The sequence below is a fragment of the Shewanella sp. TC10 genome (assembly GCF_009663145.1).
Lineage (GTDB): Bacteria > Pseudomonadota > Gammaproteobacteria > Enterobacterales > Shewanellaceae > Shewanella.
The window spans coordinates 47,530-65,475 of the sequence record NZ_VKHR01000014.1 but is presented as its reverse complement, the minus strand read 5'-3'; the positions used below and the strand labels follow the sequence as shown (position 1 = coordinate 65,475).

Genomic DNA, 17,946 nt, shown 5'->3' with positions numbered 1-17,946 from the left:
GAGTATTAGATGATAGGGTAGCTTTATGAAAAAACTGATTAGTGTTGTTGTGTTCTATCAATCTATTGAGATTAAGAAAGTTATTGAAGAGATTATCAGGAACAAATATCAAAGAACTTTATTCTGTGACATTAACACTAACCAGGAACAGTTCATTGCTTTCACACAAGATAAAACTCAACCAACATTATTTATATATGCTTTCGAAAAACCAGATGAAGCTATTGATTTTAATGAGATTATTACTAATCTTAACAAAGAAAAAAAGGTCTTTGGTGATGAATATCTATCTTTACTAATTTGCTGTAGAGAGTATAGAGAAGCTGCTTATTTTGAGTGTTCAAAAGGGCGCTTTTATAGCTATGAGACATTTAGGCCTGTATACGATATGAACCGTATAAGGTTATCAATTACTCAGATGTGTGATTTATTGACTAGCCAAGATCAAGTTCATTTATACGAAGAAGACAAGAAAACCATTATTCATAAATTGCAGTTGGTGTCTAAACAGTTACACGAAGTCGAAATGTCATTGAATGATGAAAAGGGGATTCAACATGGGTTATTAAATGAATTAATAATTGAAGTTGATAAACTATGTAATGGAGAAGTAGAAGTTAATTCTCAAGCTATGGCCCAAGTAGGTAAAATAAAACCAAAAGTAGAAAATTTAAAAGCACATAACCAAAAATATTTTAACGATATTAGTAATAAGGTAAGGGCAGCTAAGCCAAGTTTTAAAAAGAAGTTGCCATTAGTTCTCGTAGTAGATGATCAAAATGTCATGCTTAAAATCATCACTACGATTTTAAAACCAAAAGGCTTTGAAGTGGAGGTCGCAACCAATGGTGTTGAAGCACTTAACAAGCTTAAACATTGTCAACCAGAGCTGGTTTTATTGGATATAGATATGCCAATTATGGATGGGATACAAACACTTAAAACAATTAAGAGCATGGATGAGATGGTTAATATTCCTATCATTATGCTCACAAGCAGTACTGATAAAGAAAGCTTTATCGAATGTCGTGAATTAGGTGCTATTGATTACATTGTTAAACCAACAAATGCTGAAACACTATTGAAAAAAATCTATGCTGTTATCTAAAATTTAAAGGTTTTAATGCCGATAAATAACGTTATCGGCACCTATGTAATCTGCTATCATTAGTCAATGATTTCAGATAGATAATGATATGAATAACCAGAATCCACCAGTATTTCCTCTTTTTGATTCACCAGATTTTATCCTGTCGGGAAACAGTATTGTGAATCAATACATTACCTCTATTTCAATACAAAAAGTTGCTGACGCCGGCCTGATAATTGAACATACATCAGACTGGTTATTTGAACAAAGACACTCAGAAAACAACTATAAAGCTTACCGAAGTGAACTAACGACTTTTTTGCATTGGTGCTTTGACGTTGCTTGTTTATCACCAAAAGATGTAACCAGGAAAGATATAGCACGTTATGTTAATTACTGTGAAAACCCACCTAAAGAACTTATTGGTTATTTTAATGTCGCTCAATTTAAGTTAGATAAACCAAGTGGTGAACGCTACCCGAATCCCAACTGGAGGCCGTTTGTTGGTAAAAAAAAGCTTGGAAAAGAAATAGCTTACACCTTAAGTGATAATGCTTTAAAAACGAAAATAGCGATAATTTCTTCATTCTATGGTTATTTAAACAGCGAAGAATACACAGAAAGAAATCCAGCACAGCTTTGGTTAAAGTACAGTCGGTTTGCCATTAACCGAAAATATAAAAAGAATGACGATGATAATAATCATGCCTTTACAAAATTACAGTGGTCATATGTTGTAAGTACTGTCACTGATTTAGCAGTTAAAGAACCTAACAAGCATCAACGCAGTTTGTTTCTTATAAATATTCTATATAGTTGTTATCTAAGAATTTCAGAGATTAGTGGCCGCGCTGGTTATTCACCAATGATGAGCCAATTCAGAAAAGATGCACACAATGGCATTTGGTATTTTTATGTTCCTTTTTCTAAAAGCGGAAAAGCTCGCAGCATTGCAATATCGTCATCACTTTTAGATGGTTTGAAAAAATACCGTCAATATCTCGGTTTACCAGAATTACCGAGCCTTAATGAAGAACATCCCATTTTCATTAGGCATAAACCTGCAGCACATGGTCGTGACTCCGGTGTATTAAACGCAAACCTTGGCATTAGACAAATCAGAGATGAGATCGAAACCATCATAAATCTTGCTGCAGATAGCGCATTAGAAGATGGCTTTGTGCAAGACAGTGAGTTGATGAGAAAATTAACAGCACATAATATTCGGCATACTGGAATTACTCACGACATTAATATTAACCAAAGACCGTTGTCTCATGTGCAAGCAGATGCAGGTCATGAAAGTATTGATACGACATCTCAGTATTTACATACTACTCAAACTGAACGACATCAAAGTGCAGCGAATAAACCTTTAGATCATTTAGCTTAAAATAAAGGCGCACGTGCGTGAAATCTGAGTGTTAGGTTAAAGGAACTAGCATCAGATTTTACGTAGAGACGCTTGAATTATATACATATAGAGGTGTTTAAAGATAAATAACTAAGTATGCTCATACCTAAACATAACTACGTACAATGTATATTATGTTAAATGGAGTTCAAGGTTATTTATCAATGATGATTTTTTTGACCTAAAGTCACTAACCTAGTCAATAAAGACACTAAAAGGAATATAAAATGTCTATTGTGTTTAAAGCGTTATTAGTTCCAGCATTCATGCTTACCCTGTTGAATCCTGCTTATGCCCAAATAGAAAAACCAAAATTACCAGATACCGGCCAAAGTGTTCAATATGATGTAACAGGAAAGCCATTACCTATCACTGAAAGTAGTTTTTATACTGGGCAAGACGCTTCAATTAAAGGCGCCCCTTTAAGTTATAGAGATAATAATGATGGTACGGTGACAGATTTAAATACTGGGCTAATGTGGCAGAAAAATCATGATACGACCAAAAGAAATTTAGCTGAATCAACTAAAGTGGTAAATGCGATGACTTTAGGAGGTTTCGATGATTGGCGATTACCTACAATTAAAGAACTGTATTCATTACAAATTTTGATGGACAACTCATGAAGCCTGAAAGTGGTCAGGAAAGTTGTCCTTATCTAAATACTACATATTTTGATTTTGAGTATGACAGACGTAGGCCGTTTGCTGGCGCTTTCTGGTCGAGTACTGTTTACAATAAAGGAGCAGTGCAAAACGTTACTATTCATGGTGGCCTTCAGGGAGGATTTGGATTTAACTTTGCTGATGGGCATATTAAATCCTATGAAACAGGATTATTTTTTAATGGAACTACCATTCAGAAATCTGATCACATGTTTGTACCTGGTAACTATGTACGTGCAGTCCGTAATACTACAAGCCTCTACAATATGGACTACATTGATAACAAAAATGGCACTATCACGGATCAATCTACAGGTTTAATGTGGGCTAAAAGTGATAGTGGTAAAAAAATGGATTGGGTTAAAGCGCTAGAGTATGCAGAAACTGCTTCACTTGCAGGTTTTATTGATTGGAGATTACCTAACGCCAAAGAGCTACAATCATTAGTTGATTATGAGAAAAATGAATTACCAGCAATAAATACCGAATTTTTTAACGTCACGCCAACAGAATTTAAATCACCACAAGACGCTTATTATGTTTGGACGAGTACAACTCAAGGTGACTTTAAACACACTGCTGTTTATATTGCTTTTGCTCAAGCTTGGAGCAAGAAAAGCTCAGCTTCGACAGTATACTTTGATTGGCACGGGGCTGGTGCACAGCGAAGCGATCCGAAAAGAGGTAAACCATCAGACTATGAACTCGCTTCTAAAATGGCAAGCGACTTCATTTCCATAAATAATTGGGTTCGCTTGGTTCGCGATGCAAAATAATGAGTAGCGGAATTTAACTTCAGCAATTGGCCAGTGTGTTTCACTGGCTAATTAAAAATTATATTTATCTGAGTAGAATAATTTATCCCCTACTCGTTCTGTATATTCCTGTCATGCTGTCTCAAATCATATTGTTCATATTGTTCATAATGAAGGTAAAGTTAATAGTGTTAACTTATCATGATGAACAACTAAGATGAGACAAGCCTCCAATTTCAAAAAACTTTGTTGGTTTTAATTGATAATATTTTTCTTCAATATCTTTCGTCAATTCATCATAGGGCTGGGTCATGACTTGCTGTAATTCTTTAAGAAGCGAATAGTTTCCACTAGCTGCTTGCTGATAAGCGGGTACAACAAACCACTCTCGTAAAATGTATTTTGGGTTGACGAGTTTCATTTGCGTAGATATTTCTTGGATTGATTGTGCTCTAGTAACACTCTGATTACTATTGCTTTCATTAATTGAAATGTTAATGAGTGTTTTCCAATCAGCAAGCCAGTTATTCCAACGTTCATTCAATATCTGCTCATCAGTACAGCTAGATAAATCATCATAAAAGCTTTTCTGTAGAGCTGTAATATCGTCTGGTATCGAGGAAAGCTCACGAAAGAAAATAGTATAATCAACTTTGGTTTGCTTCATAAGCGTTTCTAGTTCGCTGAGCATTGAATTGTAAACTTGTTGATGGTTCACAGTGTTTAATTGTTCAAGACCAAGCTTTACTGCCCACATATTATTCATTTGTGTGTGCATTACATTGGAAAACTCTTCCTGAACTTCATCAAGTTGTTTTGAGTATTCATGCTTAGAAGACAACAATGGGCGTAAAGCTGAACAAAAGCTATCAAAGTTTTTCTGTGCAGCATTAGGTTGATTCATAAATGAAAAATGAAGTCCTCCACCTGTCCAAGGTTGATATTGAGGATCAAATACATCACAAAAACCAAAGGGGCCATAATCAAGGGTATAACCACCTGCTGCGCAATTATCACTGTTGAAATTACCTTGGCAAAAACCAATACGGATCCAATTGGCTATTAATGTTGTAAGTCGGTTTCTAAATTCTTTTGCTAATAAAATTATTTTATCGGGTAGAGGAAGCTTTAGATCGATAACGTCAGCATATTCTCGTTCTATTAAATGTAATACTATCTTTTCAAGTTCTTGGATGGCATTGTCGTGAGCTTGATGACGGACTCGGCGACCGAAAAGTTCAAGCTGGCCAACTCGAATAAACGACGGTGCGACACGTGTTGAAATAGCAACGGGTTCAGATATTAACCTGTCAGGGTTTTCTGAATGAGAATTTTCTGAGTACCAAGGACGTTGTACTTTATCAGTTTTTGAAACGTACAAACTTAAAGACCGAGAAGTAGGAACGCCTAGTGCGTGCATATGCTCTTGAGCTAAAAACTCACGAATACTAGACCGTAATACCGCTCGTCCATCAGCACCTCTGCAGTATGGCGTTCGCCCGCCACCTTTTAATTGCATTTCCCATCGTTGACCATTAATTACGGCTTCAAGTATTGAAATTGCGCGTCCATCACCGTAGCCATTACCTGTTTGAAATGGGCATTGTTGAATGTATTCAGTACCATAAATTGAAAGAGCGTATCCAGTTGACCACCCTACTTTACGCATTGGTGCTGGTACCTGTGACATGTCTCCTGAAAACAGTTTCATAAAATCTGATGACGTCGCCAAACAATCATTTAAACCAAGTTCGATAAACAAATTTTGACTGTGTGATACGTATTCAGGATTTCGTATTGGAGTCGGTTTAACTGGTACATAATGGCCTGAGAAAACTTGTCTTGGTTCAAAATCGTTTCCATCTTCTCTAGATTGTGGATCTGGATTGAGTTTATCCATAAAAGAATAATCAGCAAAAGATGCGAGGTCATGTAACGTGGTAATTGTTGGTTTGTTTTTAGAAGCATGACTGTTTTTCATGATTGGCATACCAAGGTATCAAAATTGAGTTTTGATAATGTTTTACATTATCGATAACTTATATAAAAGTAGAGAATATCATACCTCAGAACTTTCAGAACAATAGTTTAACAAAGTTAATACACTCAAACTTTGATTAGATGTAGGATTGGTAAGCCGTCTTTAAAAGCCAGTTAACTTAGAGATTATTGATTATTTACTCACTCTAAAATTATGAAAATATTGATATAACCTGCTGCTCTAAAACATCTATATCTTGATCAGAGTCATTTAGCTCTTTAGGTGAATTACAATATATCCGCTTGTTACAAGCGACAAGACACAATTGCCATAACTGTTTTTTTGTTTCTATATCCAGGCTTTTAAAATCTGCGACACATAGATGACCGCTTTGGATCAAAGCAGCCATTTTTTCGAGTGATATGGATATGTTTAATTGTGTCATGATAGTCACCTCAAATTTAATTATAAACATTATAACTAAATGATAATGATTATCAACACGATTTAGGTGTGAGAGCTAAATTTATAATGAGTTAATGGTTATCAGCTAAAAAATCAAAATAAACCGTTTTAGTTTGTTCATCTAAGCTAAATGTCACAATCGCTCGCCACACCATATAATCACTACTACATGAACCGTAGATTGCAGAACCGGTATAAGCTTTATCATCTTTAGTTGTTAGGTTCACAGGTATAATCCCCATGAACATATCTCTACCTTCTATTCTAATTTGGGCATCTTTTACAGGCTTGGAGAAATTAAGGGCGATATCTAGTGGTTTTTCGCTTGGTGTGAAAACGGGGTTTATTAATAGTGAGACTTCCAAGTTGTGTACATTTTGTTCACATTTCCCTTGACTAAATTGACAGAGAGACTCATCTACAATTCTGCTTTGTGTGTTTTGTTCTTTTGGTTGTGAATCGCATCCTACTAAATTAGCAATAAAAAATAACAACAAAGCAGACTTTGTTAAAAAATGCACAAATAATAACCTCATGATTCAAATTGATAACATTATCTTTAGGAAATTGATCTGGATCAAGTTTACTCAGGTTCTCTGAGTATCTTTTTTGACACAGCTCAAGTATCATTGCATTGCCTCATGATAGATATAAAAAACATGAGCTAACACCTTGACAAAGCATTAAAAAGCAACTTCATTTCAGGTTGTTTTTTCTGCAATAGTCAGCCTAAACAGGTAAAGTCCATCTTTACTATAATTAAAAGTAAAAGTAATAAGCCGTGGAAGCATTATGATGAATCATTCCCAGCCTACAGGCGCTGATTACAACTACACTATTGTTCGCCAGTTCGCATTAACCACAGTTTTGTGGGGAATCGTTGGCATGGCAGTTGGTGTATTGATAGCGGCCCAGTTAATCTGGCCACAACTAAACTTCGAAACACCATGGTTAACGTATAGTCGTCTTAGACCACTACATACGAATGCTGTGATTTTCGCGTTTGGTACTTCAGCCCTTTTCGCAACATCCTACTATATCGTACAACGCACCTGTCAAACCCGTTTATTTGCACCTAAATTAGCTGCATTTACATTCTGGGGTTGGCAAGCTATTATCCTCTCAGCTGCAATCACCTTACCAATGGGATTCACCTCAGGTAAAGAGTATGCAGAATTAGAGTGGCCTATTGATATCGCAATTACCATTGTTTGGGTTGCATATGCTGTAGTGTTCTTTGGCACAATCATTAAACGAACTACTTCGCACATTTATGTGGCTAACTGGTTCTTTGGTGCTTTCATTATCACGGTAGCAGTTCTGCACATTGTTAACTCAATGGCGGTTCCTGTCAGCTTATTCAAATCATATTCCATGTACTCAGGCGCAGTCGATGCGATGGTACAGTGGTGGTATGGACATAATGCGGTTGGTTTCTTATTAACTGCAGGTTTCTTAGGCATGATGTATTACTTTGTACCTAAGCAAGCTGGTCGCCCTGTTTATTCTTACCGTCTTTCAATTGTTCACTTTTGGGCGTTGATTGCACTGTATATTTGGGCTGGTCCACATCACCTTCATTATACCGCGTTACCTGACTGGACTCAGACTCTAGGTATGGTGATGTCGTTAATCTTATTTGCTCCATCTTGGGGTGGCATGATTAACGGTATTATGACCTTATCAGGTGCTTGGCATAAGCTACGTACCGATCCAGTACTTCGCTTCTTAGTTGTTTCATTATCTTTCTATGGTATGTCTACCTTCGAAGGACCAATGATGGCAATTAAGACAGTTAATGCCTTATCGCATTATACTGACTGGACAGTAGGTCACGTTCACTCAGGCGCTTTAGGCTGGGTTGCAATGGTTTCTATTGGTTCTCTTTACCACCTTATCCCTGTTTTATTCGGTCATGGTCGTATGTACAGCTCTAACCTTGTCAATGTCCATTTCTGGTTAGCGACAATTGGTACTGTTTTATACATCGTAGCAATGTGGATTTCAGGTGTTATGCAAGGTCTAATGTGGCGTGCAGTTAACTCTGATGGAACATTAACTTATAGCTTTGTAGAGAGTTTAGAAGCATCTTACCCATTCTACTTTGTACGCTTTATTGGTGGTGTATTCTTCTTAACAGGTATGTTCATTATGGCATACAACGTTATTCGTACTGTTAATGCACCTAAAGATTCTTTACCAGCTTTAGCTGAAGAAAAAGCATAAGGAGCAGAACGATGAAATTTAATCATGAGTTAATCGAGAAAAACATCGGTCTGCTAGGTATCTTTACAGTTATCGCCATCAGTTTTGGCGGTTTAGTTCAGATCACTCCGTTACTTTTTTCTAAGGATACGACTGAACCAGTTGAAGGATTAATTCCGTATACTGCTTTACAGACCGAAGGTCGTGACATTTATGTTCGTGAAGGTTGTTATAACTGTCACAGCCAAATGATCCGTCCTTTACGTGCTGAAACTGAACGTTACGGTCATTACTCTGTTGCTGGTGAGTCAGTTTGGGATCACCCTTTCCAGTGGGGTTCTAAACGTACAGGTCCAGATTTAGCCCGCGTTGGCGGTCGTTACAGTGACAAATGGCATGAAGTGCATTTAATTAACCCACGTGATGTTGTTCCTCAGTCTAATATGCCAGCCTACCCTTGGTTAGCTGAAAATAAATTAGATGGAAAACTCACTGGTAAGAAGATGCAAATCTTAAGTAATTTCCATCCGGATCATAATTTGTATACCGAAGAAGAAATTGCTGGCGCTCAAGAGGCTGTTGAAGGCAAGACTGAATTAGAAGCGTTAATCGCATATCTACAGTCACTTGGCCACGCGCTGAAATAAGGAGGCAATTATGGATTACGGAACGTTACAAGGCATTCTTACCATTATTGTTATGGTCGTATTTGCCGGTATTTTTTATTGGGCTTACAGCTCAAAAAGCAAACCGAAATTTGATGAAGCCGCTAACCTGATTTTTTCAGAAGAAGAAATTGCAAAGCAAACTAACCATTCAGGAGATAATAAGTAATGAGTATCTTTTGGAATGTGTGGATTATTTTTCCGACGCTATTAGTTATTGCTGGTTGTTTCTTCCTTTTACGTGCTTGTTCAAAGAACAAGACCGGAATTGAAGAAGGCGAATCAATGGGTCATACCTTTGATGGTATTGAAGAACTTAATAACCCGCTACCAAAGTGGTGGGCTTATATGTTCTATATCAGTATCGTTTTTGGTTTGATTTACCTAGCACTTTATCCAGGTCTCGGTAGCTATAAAGGTCTATTTGGTTGGACAAGTTCAAACCAAAGCGTAGGTTATGAAGAAGGCATTAAAGCTGATTCAAAAGCTGCAGTAGAGCTTGCTAAAGCTGAGAATCGCCTATCACAGTATGACCGTGAGGTCGCTGCTGCTGATGAAAAGTACGGACCAATTTTCGCTGCTTATTTAGCCACTCCTTTAGAGGATTTAGTTAAAGATGAAGAAGCACTTAAAGTTGGTGGACGTTTGTTCTTGCAGAACTGTGCTCAGTGTCATGGCTCTGATGCTCGCGGTAGTATTGGCTTTCCTAACTTAACTGATAATAATTGGTTATACGGTGGAGAGCTTGCAACTATCAAGACATCAATTATGAACGGTCGAAATGGTATGATGCCTCCTAAAGGTGGATTACCAATTGAAGACAGTGAAATACAAGGTCTTGCTGAATACGTATTTAAATTATCAGGACGTGATCATGACGCTACATTAGCAGCGCAAGGTCAAGGTTCATATATGAAAGGTTGTTTTGCTTGTCATGGTATGGACGGAACCGGTAATAAATTTATGGGCGCACCTAATTTAACTGATAATGCTTGGTTATATGGCGGTAGTCGTTTGCAAGTGATGCAGTCAATTGCAAATGGACGTACTGGTGTCATGCCAGCATGGGATAACATTCTTGGCGAAGAGAAAGTCCACGTTATATCTGCTTACGTTTATAGCTTATCAAACAAATAGTTACAACGCAGTAACATCAAAGGCTTCGTGAAAACGAAGCCTTTTTTTTAAGTGATTCTTAAGCCTTTTCGGGTTAAAATGTCACTATAATAATTCTTACTTTTTAGGACCGTTTTATGTCTGCTCCCCTTCCCTGGTATAAGCATTTTTGGCCTTGGTTTATTGTTGTTTTACTCTCTGTTGTGGTGATCAAAAGTATGATCGCAATGAGCATTGCAATAGATAACGCGGACTCGCTGGTATCGGATGATTATTATAAAGAAGGTAAAGCCATTAATATGGATTTACGTAAAATTAAACAAGCTAAGAATTTAGGGATGCAATTTTTAGTTGAAGTTGATGATCACGAATTAAAAATTAGTCAGCATGGTGGTCCAGAGTATCGCGCAGCGTTAAAAGTCGATTTTATCCACCCTACATTAGAAGAAAAAGATTTCAGTATTAATGCCACAGCCGATGGAAATGGTGATTTTCGAATCGGTTTATCTGATGCAATTTCAGGCCCCTGGAATGTGCGATTAGAAGGCTTTGATGCGAGTTGGAGAATTCAACAACGTATTGAAATTACAGATGATGTAGATTACTGGTTAAATTAATAATTCATGCAAACGTGCTTTCATTGTAATGAACCTGTACTCACTGGTCGTGAATTTACAACCGTAATTGATAATCAGGAGCAACTAATGTGTTGCCCTGGTTGTCAGGCTGTTTCACAAGCTATTATCGATTCAGGTTTAAGTAGTTACTATCAATTTCGTAGTGAACCGGGTAGTAAACAGACTGCATTAGTTCCTTCAGAGTTGGCTCAATATTCCGCTTATGATTTACCGGAAATTCAACAAGATTTAGTTTATTCAAAAGAAGATGAAAAAACACTGTCAGTCTCTATAGAAGGGATCACCTGTGCTGCATGTGCTTGGTTAATTGAACACAAGATTAAACAGTTACCTGGCATTGTAAAAATCTCAGTTAACTCAACTACGCAACGCGCTCTTGTCAGTTGGAATGATTCAACGGTAAAGCTCAGTGAAATTTTATCAGCAATTAGCCGTATCGGTTATCAAGCAGCGCCTTATCAAGTTGATGAACAGGAAAAGTTAAGCAAACAAGAAAGTCGTAATTTTTTATTAAGATTAGGCTTGGCAGGCTTTGCTACTATGCAAGTAATGATGTTCGCCCTTGCCCTTTATTCTGACTATTTTATTTTGCAAGATACTGAAATGCGTGATTATTTCCGCTGGGTCAGTATGACACTCGCCGCTCCTGTCGTCTTTTATTCAGCTCAACCGTTTTATTTTAGTGCCGTAAGAAGTTTACTAGGCGGTAAAGTAAACATGGATTTATCGGTATCCTTAGCAATTGCCGGCGCTTATATTGCTAGCTGCATTGCAACCATTACCGGAACTGGTGAAGTTTATTTTGAATCTGTCACCATGTTTACCTTCTTTCTTTTATTGGGCCGATTCTTCGAACAAAAAGCCAAACAAACAGCTTCTGTAAGTTCAAGTAACTTGCACAAGTTAGTGCCGTTAACAGCGAATTTAAAAACCATTGAACCTCATTGTGAAAATGATTCAGAAACAATTGAAGTCATTACAGAAATTCCAGCTAAACGACTCAATATTGGCGACACAATACTAATAAAACCTGGTGAAGTTGTCGCTGCAGACGGCATTATTTTACAAGGTAAGTCCGGCTTAAATGAGTCGATGTTAACTGGCGAACAAATGCCGTTAATTAAATCTGCACAAGACATGGTTTATGCCGGAACAATCAATGTTGACCAACCTTTAACGGTTGAAGTCACCGCATTAGGACAAGACCAATTAGTCGCAGAAATTATACGATTACAAGAAGTTGCATCAAACACTAAGCCTAAAATTGCTTTGATGGTTGATAAGTCAGCCAGTTACTTTTCTACAGCCATCATTTTAATAGCCGCAATCACTTACTTTGCGTGGCAATTCATATCGCCTGAAGATGCTTTTTGGGTAATGCTATCAGTACTTGTAGCAACATGCCCTTGCGCTCTTGCGCTCGCCACTCCAACAGCGATTACTTGCTCTACAGCTATTTTTACTAAACTTGGGATTATTGTTCAAAAGGCTGGCGTTTTTGAGAAACTTCCACTTTTACAACATGTTGTATTCGACAAAACAGGTACCCTCACCTGCGGTACTGTTTCTATTCAAAAAACTATTCTGACAGATGCAGATACTACCGAAGAATCACAACAGGGTAGTCAACAAACCGTACTTAATTATGCAGCAGCCCTTGAGTTAGGTTCAATACATCCGATCGCTCAAGCGTTTTCGCCATTTCACAGTAAGTATGTTGTCGCGACAGATATCACCCATCATGTAGGGTTAGGCATATCTGGTAAAATTGATAATAAAGAAATTAAAATTGGCAACGCTCAATTTAACGGTATTGATGCTTCTCATTGTCAGGGGCAATTATTGTGGTTATCCATTGACAATATAGTAGCGGCTTGTTTTGTTTTACAGGATTCAATAAGGGTTGATAGCGAGCAAGCAGTATCTGATTTACAACAATCAGGTTTGCAAGTCAGTATCGCAAGCGGTGATTGCGCAAAACATGTCAATGAAATAGCTGAACAATTAAATATCAAGCATTCATACTCTGGTTTGAGCCCCGCAGATAAACTAGATCTTATTAATAATCTACAAACAAAACAAGATGTTGCTATGTTTGGTGATGGTATTAATGATGCACCGGTTTTAGCCGGAGCCAACCTATCAGTGGCTATGGGTAGTGGCAGCGCAATTGCTAAAAATAGTGCAGATTTAATCTTACTTGGTGATCACCTTTCTAAATTCAATCAGGCTATTAAACTTGCTAAACTTACCAACAGAATAATAAAACAAAATTTAATATGGGCGTTTGCTTATAACATTATTATCTTGCCATTAGCGGTTACTGGTCATGTAGTGCCATATATAGCAGCAATTGGGATGTCTATAAGCTCAATCATTGTAGTTTCAAATAGTCTTCGCCTGTTAAGGGTAAAAATATGAGTATCATTTACGTATTAATTCCAATTGCCATGTTATTTGTGGCTGTGGCTGTCGCTGTATTTTTTTGGGCTGTTAAATCAGAACAATTTGATGATTTAGATAGACAAAGTGTGTCTATATTATTTGACGAAGAAGGCCCTGCACCAACGCCAACAAATGATGCTTCAATCGACTCAGATCGAGCCATTTCAGCTGAAGTTACTTCATTAAAGTCTGGCACAGATAAAGAACATGATGAAATAACTGAAAAACCTTTAAACAAGAGCACTCCACTTGATTGAATATAATTTTTGGGGAGCATTTCTTGTTGGTTTAATGGGCGCGGCGCATTGTTTTGGCATGTGTGGTGGACTCATTGGTGCTTTTGCAACAAATCTGCCGCCAACGTCATCTAACCGATTAGCAAACCAATTAAGCTTTTTACTTAGTTACAATCTCGGAAGAATTTTAAGTTATACCATTGCTGGAGCACTAGCTGGAGCAAGTAGTGCTGCTTTAGGTTATATGTTTGATGTTGATAGTTATCTTATCGGCTTGAGAATTCTTGCCGGTATTATGATGATTGTAACAGGCTTATATATCGCGCAAATTTGGTTTGGTGTTGTGCATATTGAAAAACTGGGTAAAGGTTTATGGAAATTTTTAAAGCCTTTAGCTAATAAATTACTGCCAATTAAAACTCAGTTTCAAGCGACAATTGCGGGGATGATTTGGGGTTGGTTACCGTGTGGATTAGTTTATAGCACATTGACTTGGTCGGTTGCAGCTGGCGACGCGTTAAATGGTGCTCTGGTGATGTTTGCTTTCGGCTTAGGTACCTTACCCGCATTGCTAAGTGCTGGATTAACCGCAAAAAAATTGGCTGGATGGGTACAAAAAAAGAAAGTAAGGCTATTTAGTGGGATCTTGATAGTAATATTTGGATTACAAACTATTTATATTGCCATCATGCAGCTAAACTAGCTCAAGCTTTGTTATTAGTTTAACATGGTATTGTAGTAATTAATTGAGAGTATATATGCCTACAGATCAAACGAAACAGCTTCGCGCTTCTACTGGTGGTTGTGCAATTCATTGTCATGATTGCAGTATGGAATCGCTTTGCATTCCTTTCACGTTAGATAATAACGAACTAGATAAACTAGATGAAATTATCGAACGGAAAAAACCGGTTCAAAAAGGTGATCAAATCTTTAAATCTGGTGATCCTCTCAAATCTTTATTTGCTATCCGTTCAGGTACTATCAAAAGTTTTACCATTACTGAGCAAGGTGACGAACAAATCACTGGATTTCATCTAGCTGGCGATGTTATTGGTTTTGATGGTATTCACTCTCAAATACATCAAAGCTTTGCACAAGCCCTCGAAACTGCAATGGTTTGTGAAATTCCTTTTGATACACTAGATACCCTTTCTGGCACCATGCCTAAATTAAGACAGCAAATCATGCGTCTAATGAGTAATGAAATCATGGGCGACCAAGAAATGATTTTATTACTATCAAAGAAAAATGCAGAAGAACGTTTAGCAGCATTTATAAATAATTTAGCCAATAGATTTGGTAGTCGTGGATTCTCGCCACACGAGTTTAGATTAACAATGACTCGCGGTGATATTGGTAACTACTTAGGTTTAACGGTTGAAACCATTAGTCGTTTACTAGGACGTTTTCAAAAAGCTGGCCTTATCGAAGTTAAAGGCAAGTACATCACTATTGTAGACCATGTCGCACTCAGTCAACTTGCAGGTAACTCAAGAATTGCAACTTAACTTGTTTAATATAATTTTGATTATATGATCTAACTCAATGACATCACTGCGGATAAAAGTGATAGTAATATAAAAACAGCTTGGAGGTTTTATGAAGGATTATAATAAAATTTTGGTTGTCATTAACCCAATGACCGACCCTCAACCAGCTCTTGCAAGAGCCGTTGAACTTGCTTCCAAGTCCAATGCATCTATTACTGCGTTTCTCACTATTTTCGATTTTTCATATGAAATGACATCTATTCTTTCAAGTCATGAAAGAGAAGCAATGCGCCAAGGCGTTATTGATCAGCGAGAAAGTTGGTTAGAAGAAGCAATCGTGCCCTACACTCAAAATGGTTTACAAATCGAAACCAAAGTTGTTTGGCATAACAGACCTTTTGAAAGTGTCATCAAATATGCAATTGAACAAGATTTCGATTTATTAGTTAAAAGTACCCATGAACACGACAAGTTAAAATCGATTATCTTCACCCCTACTGACTGGCATTTACTACGTAAGGCTCCTATTCCAGTATTAATGGTGAAAGATCATGATTGGCCTGTAGCAGGTAAAATTTTATGTGCTGTTAATGTCGCTTCTGAAGATGATGAACATTCGACGCTCAATACTAAAATTATTGAAAACGCATTAAACCTTGCTGCCAAATTTTCTGCAAAAATACATTTGGTTAATGGTTACCCTGGTACACCAGTCAATTTAGCAATAGAACTTCCAGAGTTTGATGCGGCAAGCTATAACGACACAGTACGTATGCAACATGAACAACGTATTCAATATTTAGCCAATAGTTTTAATATCCCTCTTGAGAATTGCCATGTTGAAGAAGGCTTACCTGAAGATGTAATCCCTGAATTAGCATTGCAGCTTGATGCCGAACTCGTCATTTTAGGCACAGTAGGTCGTACTGGTTTCTCTGCAGCACTCATAGGTAATACCGCTGAACATGTCATCGATAGTATTAATTGTGATTTACTAGCCGTTAAACCTGAGGGTTATAAATCACCTCTTGAAGACTAAAGTCTTTACCAACGGGCTGAATGCTGGAATAATACGCGCCCTGAAACGATGGTTACTGGGCGCTTTTTAATGTCTGAAATGCAACAACAAGAAAAACACTTGGCCGATCGCCAAGCAAAGTTAGAAAAGAAGTTACGTCATGAAGTGGGTCGTGCGATAGGTGATTATCAAATGATTGAAAATGGCGATGTTATCATGTGTTGCCTTTCTGGCGGCAAAGATAGCTATGCAATGCTCGACATCTTGTTGAATCTGCAGAAACGCGCTCCAATCAAGTTCGATATTGTTGCTGTAAATTTAGATCAGAAACAACCTGGTTTTCCTGAAGATATTCTTCCTGCTTATCTTGATAAACTGTCTGTGCCTTATCATATTTTAGAAAAAGACACTTACTCAATTGTAAAAGACAAAATCCCAGAAGGTAAAACCACCTGCTCTTTATGTTCAAGGCTTCGCCGTGGAACACTTTATGGTTTTGCACAACGCATTGGAGCGACAAAAATAGCGTTAGGTCATCATCGTGATGACATCATTGAAACGCTATTTTTAAATATGTTCTTTGGTGGAAAAATGAAAGCTATGCCACCTAAATTGCTATCTGATGATGGTGCCAATATGGTGATTAGGCCATTAGCTTATTGTAAAGAAAAAGACATTGCTGAATATGCAGAGTTAAAAGAATTTCCAATCATTCCTTGCAACTTATGTGGCTCACAAGAAAATCTAAAACGTGGTGCAGTAAAAGATATGCTAAATCAGTGGGACGTTGAGTTTCCTGGCCGCATCGAAACAATTTTTACAGCAATGCAAAATACTTCGCCATCTCAAGGTGTTGATAGAAACGTATTTGATTTTTTATCGCTACAACGTGATGCAGATGCTCCATTATCTGGCGATGTGGCTGAGTCTGATTTACCAGCGTTTGATTTTTTAGATACCAGTAACAATGGTCATATTAATCTTGATGAAGCATCTAAAATTGACATTGTTACTACTTATAAACCATAAATGATTATAAGTGAGTAAGAAAAAGCCCTCAATTGAGGGCTTTTTTTTATGCAATAAATATCTTCAAAAATCTACATAATAAATTTATATAACAAGTTTACATAACATATGGACTGACGATACTCGGTTTAGTATCAAAAATCACTGACTGTAGATTATCAAGTTGCTCTGACGTTAATTGTAACTGCTCTTGTATCAGCTGCTTGTTACCATCTATGGTGACTGCAACTGGCAATTCAGCATGACTAAAACTGAATGTTAATCCCGAGATTGGCTTCCTAAAATATTTCATAGGGAACCCTTGCTGTCCGTCTAGTAATGCATCCATATCAGTTTTAACATCGATTAATTCTTGTTTTGCATATTTGGCTTGTGTGGTTTTTGCGCGTACTTGCATTGCGACACCACAAAGTGAAGAGTCCCCTGTTACCTCTATATTCAGCAAGCCTCTATCTGATTTTAGCTGCGCATCATAAGGAAGGTACAAACGCTGGTCTTGGTCATAAGTCAGCGGGTATTCATTTTTTTCAGTAGTAATATTTCCAGACACAATTTCACAGTTTTTATTTTTCGGCACACTAAAAGCAACTTCAACTAACTGATAATTATGTTTGTTGACCTGTTTTAACCTTTCATAAAAACCTGCATATGGAATTGATACTGAATCAGCTATGACAGAAGGACTTATTAGCATTGCTGCTAAGATAATAGATGCTGTTTGTAATTTCATT

The 17,946-nt window shown here is 37.3% G+C and carries 19 protein-coding genes; 15 read left to right on the top strand and 4 right to left on the bottom strand.

Translation table 11 applies throughout. From position 1 onward, the window contains the following. Positions 1–25: 25 nt before the first annotated feature. The 4 genes from FNZ24_RS07080 (at position 26) to FNZ24_RS07065 (ending at position 3,945) form a co-directional block, all read left to right on the top strand. Positions 26–1,108, top strand: coding sequence for a response regulator (locus FNZ24_RS07080; RefSeq protein WP_153913787.1), 1,083 nt, complete (start codon positions 26–28; stop codon positions 1,106–1,108). 88 nt (positions 1,109–1,196) lie between these two features. Further along, on the top strand, positions 1,197–2,483 hold the full coding sequence (locus FNZ24_RS07075; RefSeq protein ID WP_153913786.1) for a tyrosine-type recombinase/integrase: 1,287 nt from the start codon (positions 1,197–1,199) through the stop codon (positions 2,481–2,483). Positions 2,484–2,731: 248 nt separating this feature from the next. Further along, complete coding sequence (locus FNZ24_RS07070) at positions 2,732–3,130, top strand: DUF1566 domain-containing protein (protein ID WP_153913785.1); 399 nt, start codon at positions 2,732–2,734, stop codon at positions 3,128–3,130. Next, positions 3,127–3,945 carry a DUF1566 domain-containing protein gene (locus FNZ24_RS07065; protein WP_153913784.1) on the top strand — a complete coding sequence of 273 codons (819 nt, stop codon included), beginning with the start codon at positions 3,127–3,129 and terminating at the stop codon, positions 3,943–3,945. Before FNZ24_RS07070 ends, FNZ24_RS07065 begins: the two co-directional genes overlap by 4 nt. 178 nt (positions 3,946–4,123) lie before the next feature. Here FNZ24_RS07065 and FNZ24_RS07060 read toward each other — a convergent pair whose 3' ends face one another. The 3 genes from FNZ24_RS07060 to FNZ24_RS07050 form a co-directional block, all read right to left on the bottom strand. Continuing rightward, positions 4,124–5,905, bottom strand: coding sequence for a protein adenylyltransferase SelO (locus FNZ24_RS07060; RefSeq protein ID WP_228768405.1), 1,782 nt, complete (start codon positions 5,903–5,905; stop codon positions 4,124–4,126). A gap of 211 nt (positions 5,906–6,116) precedes the next feature. Beyond that, positions 6,117–6,350 carry a hypothetical protein gene (locus FNZ24_RS07055; protein ID WP_194945015.1) on the bottom strand — a complete coding sequence of 78 codons (234 nt, stop codon included), beginning with the start codon at positions 6,348–6,350 and terminating at the stop codon, positions 6,117–6,119. 91 nt (positions 6,351–6,441) lie between these two features. Further along, entirely contained in the window at positions 6,442–6,891 is a 450-nt protein-coding gene (locus FNZ24_RS07050) for a hypothetical protein (protein ID WP_228768404.1), read from the bottom strand. 271 nt (positions 6,892–7,162) lie between these two features. Between FNZ24_RS07050 and ccoN the strand changes: the two genes are divergently transcribed. The 11 genes from ccoN (at position 7,163) to ttcA (ending at position 17,215) form a co-directional block, all read left to right on the top strand. Then, positions 7,163–8,596, top strand: coding sequence for a cytochrome-c oxidase, cbb3-type subunit I (gene ccoN / locus FNZ24_RS07045; RefSeq protein WP_153913781.1), 1,434 nt, complete (start codon positions 7,163–7,165; stop codon positions 8,594–8,596). 11 nt (positions 8,597–8,607) lie between these two features. Further along, positions 8,608–9,222 carry a cytochrome-c oxidase, cbb3-type subunit II gene (ccoO, locus tag FNZ24_RS07040; protein ID WP_153913780.1) on the top strand — a complete coding sequence of 205 codons (615 nt, stop codon included), beginning with the start codon at positions 8,608–8,610 and terminating at the stop codon, positions 9,220–9,222. A 10-nt stretch (positions 9,223–9,232) separates the two neighbouring features. After that, a complete protein-coding gene (locus tag FNZ24_RS07035; RefSeq protein WP_153913779.1) occupies positions 9,233–9,409 on the top strand; it encodes a cbb3-type cytochrome oxidase subunit 3 in 177 nt (58 codons plus the stop codon). Next, positions 9,409–10,377 carry a cytochrome-c oxidase, cbb3-type subunit III gene (gene ccoP / locus FNZ24_RS07030; protein ID WP_153913778.1) on the top strand — a complete coding sequence of 323 codons (969 nt, stop codon included), beginning with the start codon at positions 9,409–9,411 and terminating at the stop codon, positions 10,375–10,377. Before FNZ24_RS07035 ends, ccoP begins: the two co-directional genes overlap by 1 nt. 116 nt (positions 10,378–10,493) lie before the next feature. Further along, complete coding sequence (locus FNZ24_RS07025) at positions 10,494–10,973, top strand: FixH family protein (RefSeq protein ID WP_153913777.1); 480 nt, start codon at positions 10,494–10,496, stop codon at positions 10,971–10,973. A gap of 6 nt (positions 10,974–10,979) precedes the next feature. Further along, positions 10,980–13,415 (top strand): heavy metal translocating P-type ATPase, encoded by a 2,436-nt coding sequence (locus FNZ24_RS07020; RefSeq protein WP_153913776.1) that lies wholly within the window; start codon positions 10,980–10,982, stop codon positions 13,413–13,415. Beyond that, positions 13,412–13,696 carry a cbb3-type cytochrome oxidase assembly protein CcoS gene (gene ccoS / locus FNZ24_RS21655; RefSeq protein WP_228768403.1) on the top strand — a complete coding sequence of 95 codons (285 nt, stop codon included), beginning with the start codon at positions 13,412–13,414 and terminating at the stop codon, positions 13,694–13,696. Before FNZ24_RS07020 ends, ccoS begins: the two co-directional genes overlap by 4 nt. Next, a complete protein-coding gene (locus FNZ24_RS07010) occupies positions 13,689–14,378 on the top strand; it encodes a sulfite exporter TauE/SafE family protein (RefSeq protein ID WP_153913775.1) in 690 nt (229 codons plus the stop codon). The genes ccoS and FNZ24_RS07010 overlap by 8 nt, the downstream gene beginning before the upstream one ends. A 55-nt stretch (positions 14,379–14,433) precedes the next feature. Beyond that, the gene (etrA, locus tag FNZ24_RS07005; protein ID WP_153913774.1) at positions 14,434–15,186 is read left to right on the top strand and encodes an electron transport transcriptional regulator EtrA; all 753 of its coding nucleotides are present in this window, start codon (positions 14,434–14,436) and stop codon (positions 15,184–15,186) included. A gap of 91 nt (positions 15,187–15,277) precedes the next feature. Next, positions 15,278–16,207, top strand: a complete 930-nt coding sequence (gene uspE, locus FNZ24_RS07000; protein ID WP_153913773.1) for a universal stress protein UspE — start codon at positions 15,278–15,280, stop codon at positions 16,205–16,207. Positions 16,208–16,285: 78 nt separating this feature from the next. Further along, entirely contained in the window at positions 16,286–17,215 is a 930-nt protein-coding gene (gene ttcA, locus FNZ24_RS06995; RefSeq protein WP_153913807.1) for a tRNA 2-thiocytidine(32) synthetase TtcA, read from the top strand. A 97-nt stretch (positions 17,216–17,312) separates the two neighbouring features. Here ttcA and FNZ24_RS06990 read toward each other — a convergent pair whose 3' ends face one another. Next, complete coding sequence (locus tag FNZ24_RS06990) at positions 17,313–17,945, bottom strand: DUF2987 domain-containing protein (protein ID WP_153913772.1); 633 nt, start codon at positions 17,943–17,945, stop codon at positions 17,313–17,315. Position 17,946: the final 1 nt, after the last annotated feature.

Excerpts from the sequence above, each read along its gene's own strand:
- FNZ24_RS07020 (WP_153913776.1), top strand. The coding sequence starts at position 10,980 with ATGCAAACGTGCTTTCATTGTAATGAACCTGTACTCACTGGTCGTGAA.
- FNZ24_RS07025 (WP_153913777.1), top strand. The coding sequence starts at position 10,494 with ATGTCTGCTCCCCTTCCCTGGTATAAGCATTTTTGGCCTTGGTTTATT.
- FNZ24_RS07070 (WP_153913785.1), top strand. The coding sequence starts at position 2,732 with ATGTCTATTGTGTTTAAAGCGTTATTAGTTCCAGCATTCATGCTTACC.
- ccoN (WP_153913781.1), top strand. The coding sequence starts at position 7,163 with ATGATGAATCATTCCCAGCCTACAGGCGCTGATTACAACTACACTATT.
- ttcA (WP_153913807.1), top strand. The coding sequence starts at position 16,286 with ATGCAACAACAAGAAAAACACTTGGCCGATCGCCAAGCAAAGTTAGAA.
- etrA (WP_153913774.1), top strand. The coding sequence starts at position 14,434 with ATGCCTACAGATCAAACGAAACAGCTTCGCGCTTCTACTGGTGGTTGT.
- FNZ24_RS07075 (WP_153913786.1), top strand. The coding sequence starts at position 1,197 with ATGAATAACCAGAATCCACCAGTATTTCCTCTTTTTGATTCACCAGAT.
- ccoO (WP_153913780.1), top strand. The coding sequence starts at position 8,608 with ATGAAATTTAATCATGAGTTAATCGAGAAAAACATCGGTCTGCTAGGT.
- FNZ24_RS07080 (WP_153913787.1), top strand. The coding sequence starts at position 26 with ATGAAAAAACTGATTAGTGTTGTTGTGTTCTATCAATCTATTGAGATT.
- FNZ24_RS07035 (WP_153913779.1), top strand. The coding sequence starts at position 9,233 with ATGGATTACGGAACGTTACAAGGCATTCTTACCATTATTGTTATGGTC.
- FNZ24_RS06990 (WP_153913772.1), bottom strand. The coding sequence starts at position 17,945 with ATGAAATTACAAACAGCATCTATTATCTTAGCAGCAATGCTAATAAGT.
- ccoP (WP_153913778.1), top strand. The coding sequence starts at position 9,409 with ATGAGTATCTTTTGGAATGTGTGGATTATTTTTCCGACGCTATTAGTT.
- uspE (WP_153913773.1), top strand. The coding sequence starts at position 15,278 with ATGAAGGATTATAATAAAATTTTGGTTGTCATTAACCCAATGACCGAC.
- ccoS (WP_228768403.1), top strand. The coding sequence starts at position 13,412 with ATGAGTATCATTTACGTATTAATTCCAATTGCCATGTTATTTGTGGCT.
- FNZ24_RS07055 (WP_194945015.1), bottom strand. The coding sequence starts at position 6,350 with ATGACACAATTAAACATATCCATATCACTCGAAAAAATGGCTGCTTTG.
- FNZ24_RS07065 (WP_153913784.1), top strand. The coding sequence starts at position 3,127 with ATGAAGCCTGAAAGTGGTCAGGAAAGTTGTCCTTATCTAAATACTACA.
- FNZ24_RS07060 (WP_228768405.1), bottom strand. The coding sequence starts at position 5,905 with ATGAAAAACAGTCATGCTTCTAAAAACAAACCAACAATTACCACGTTA.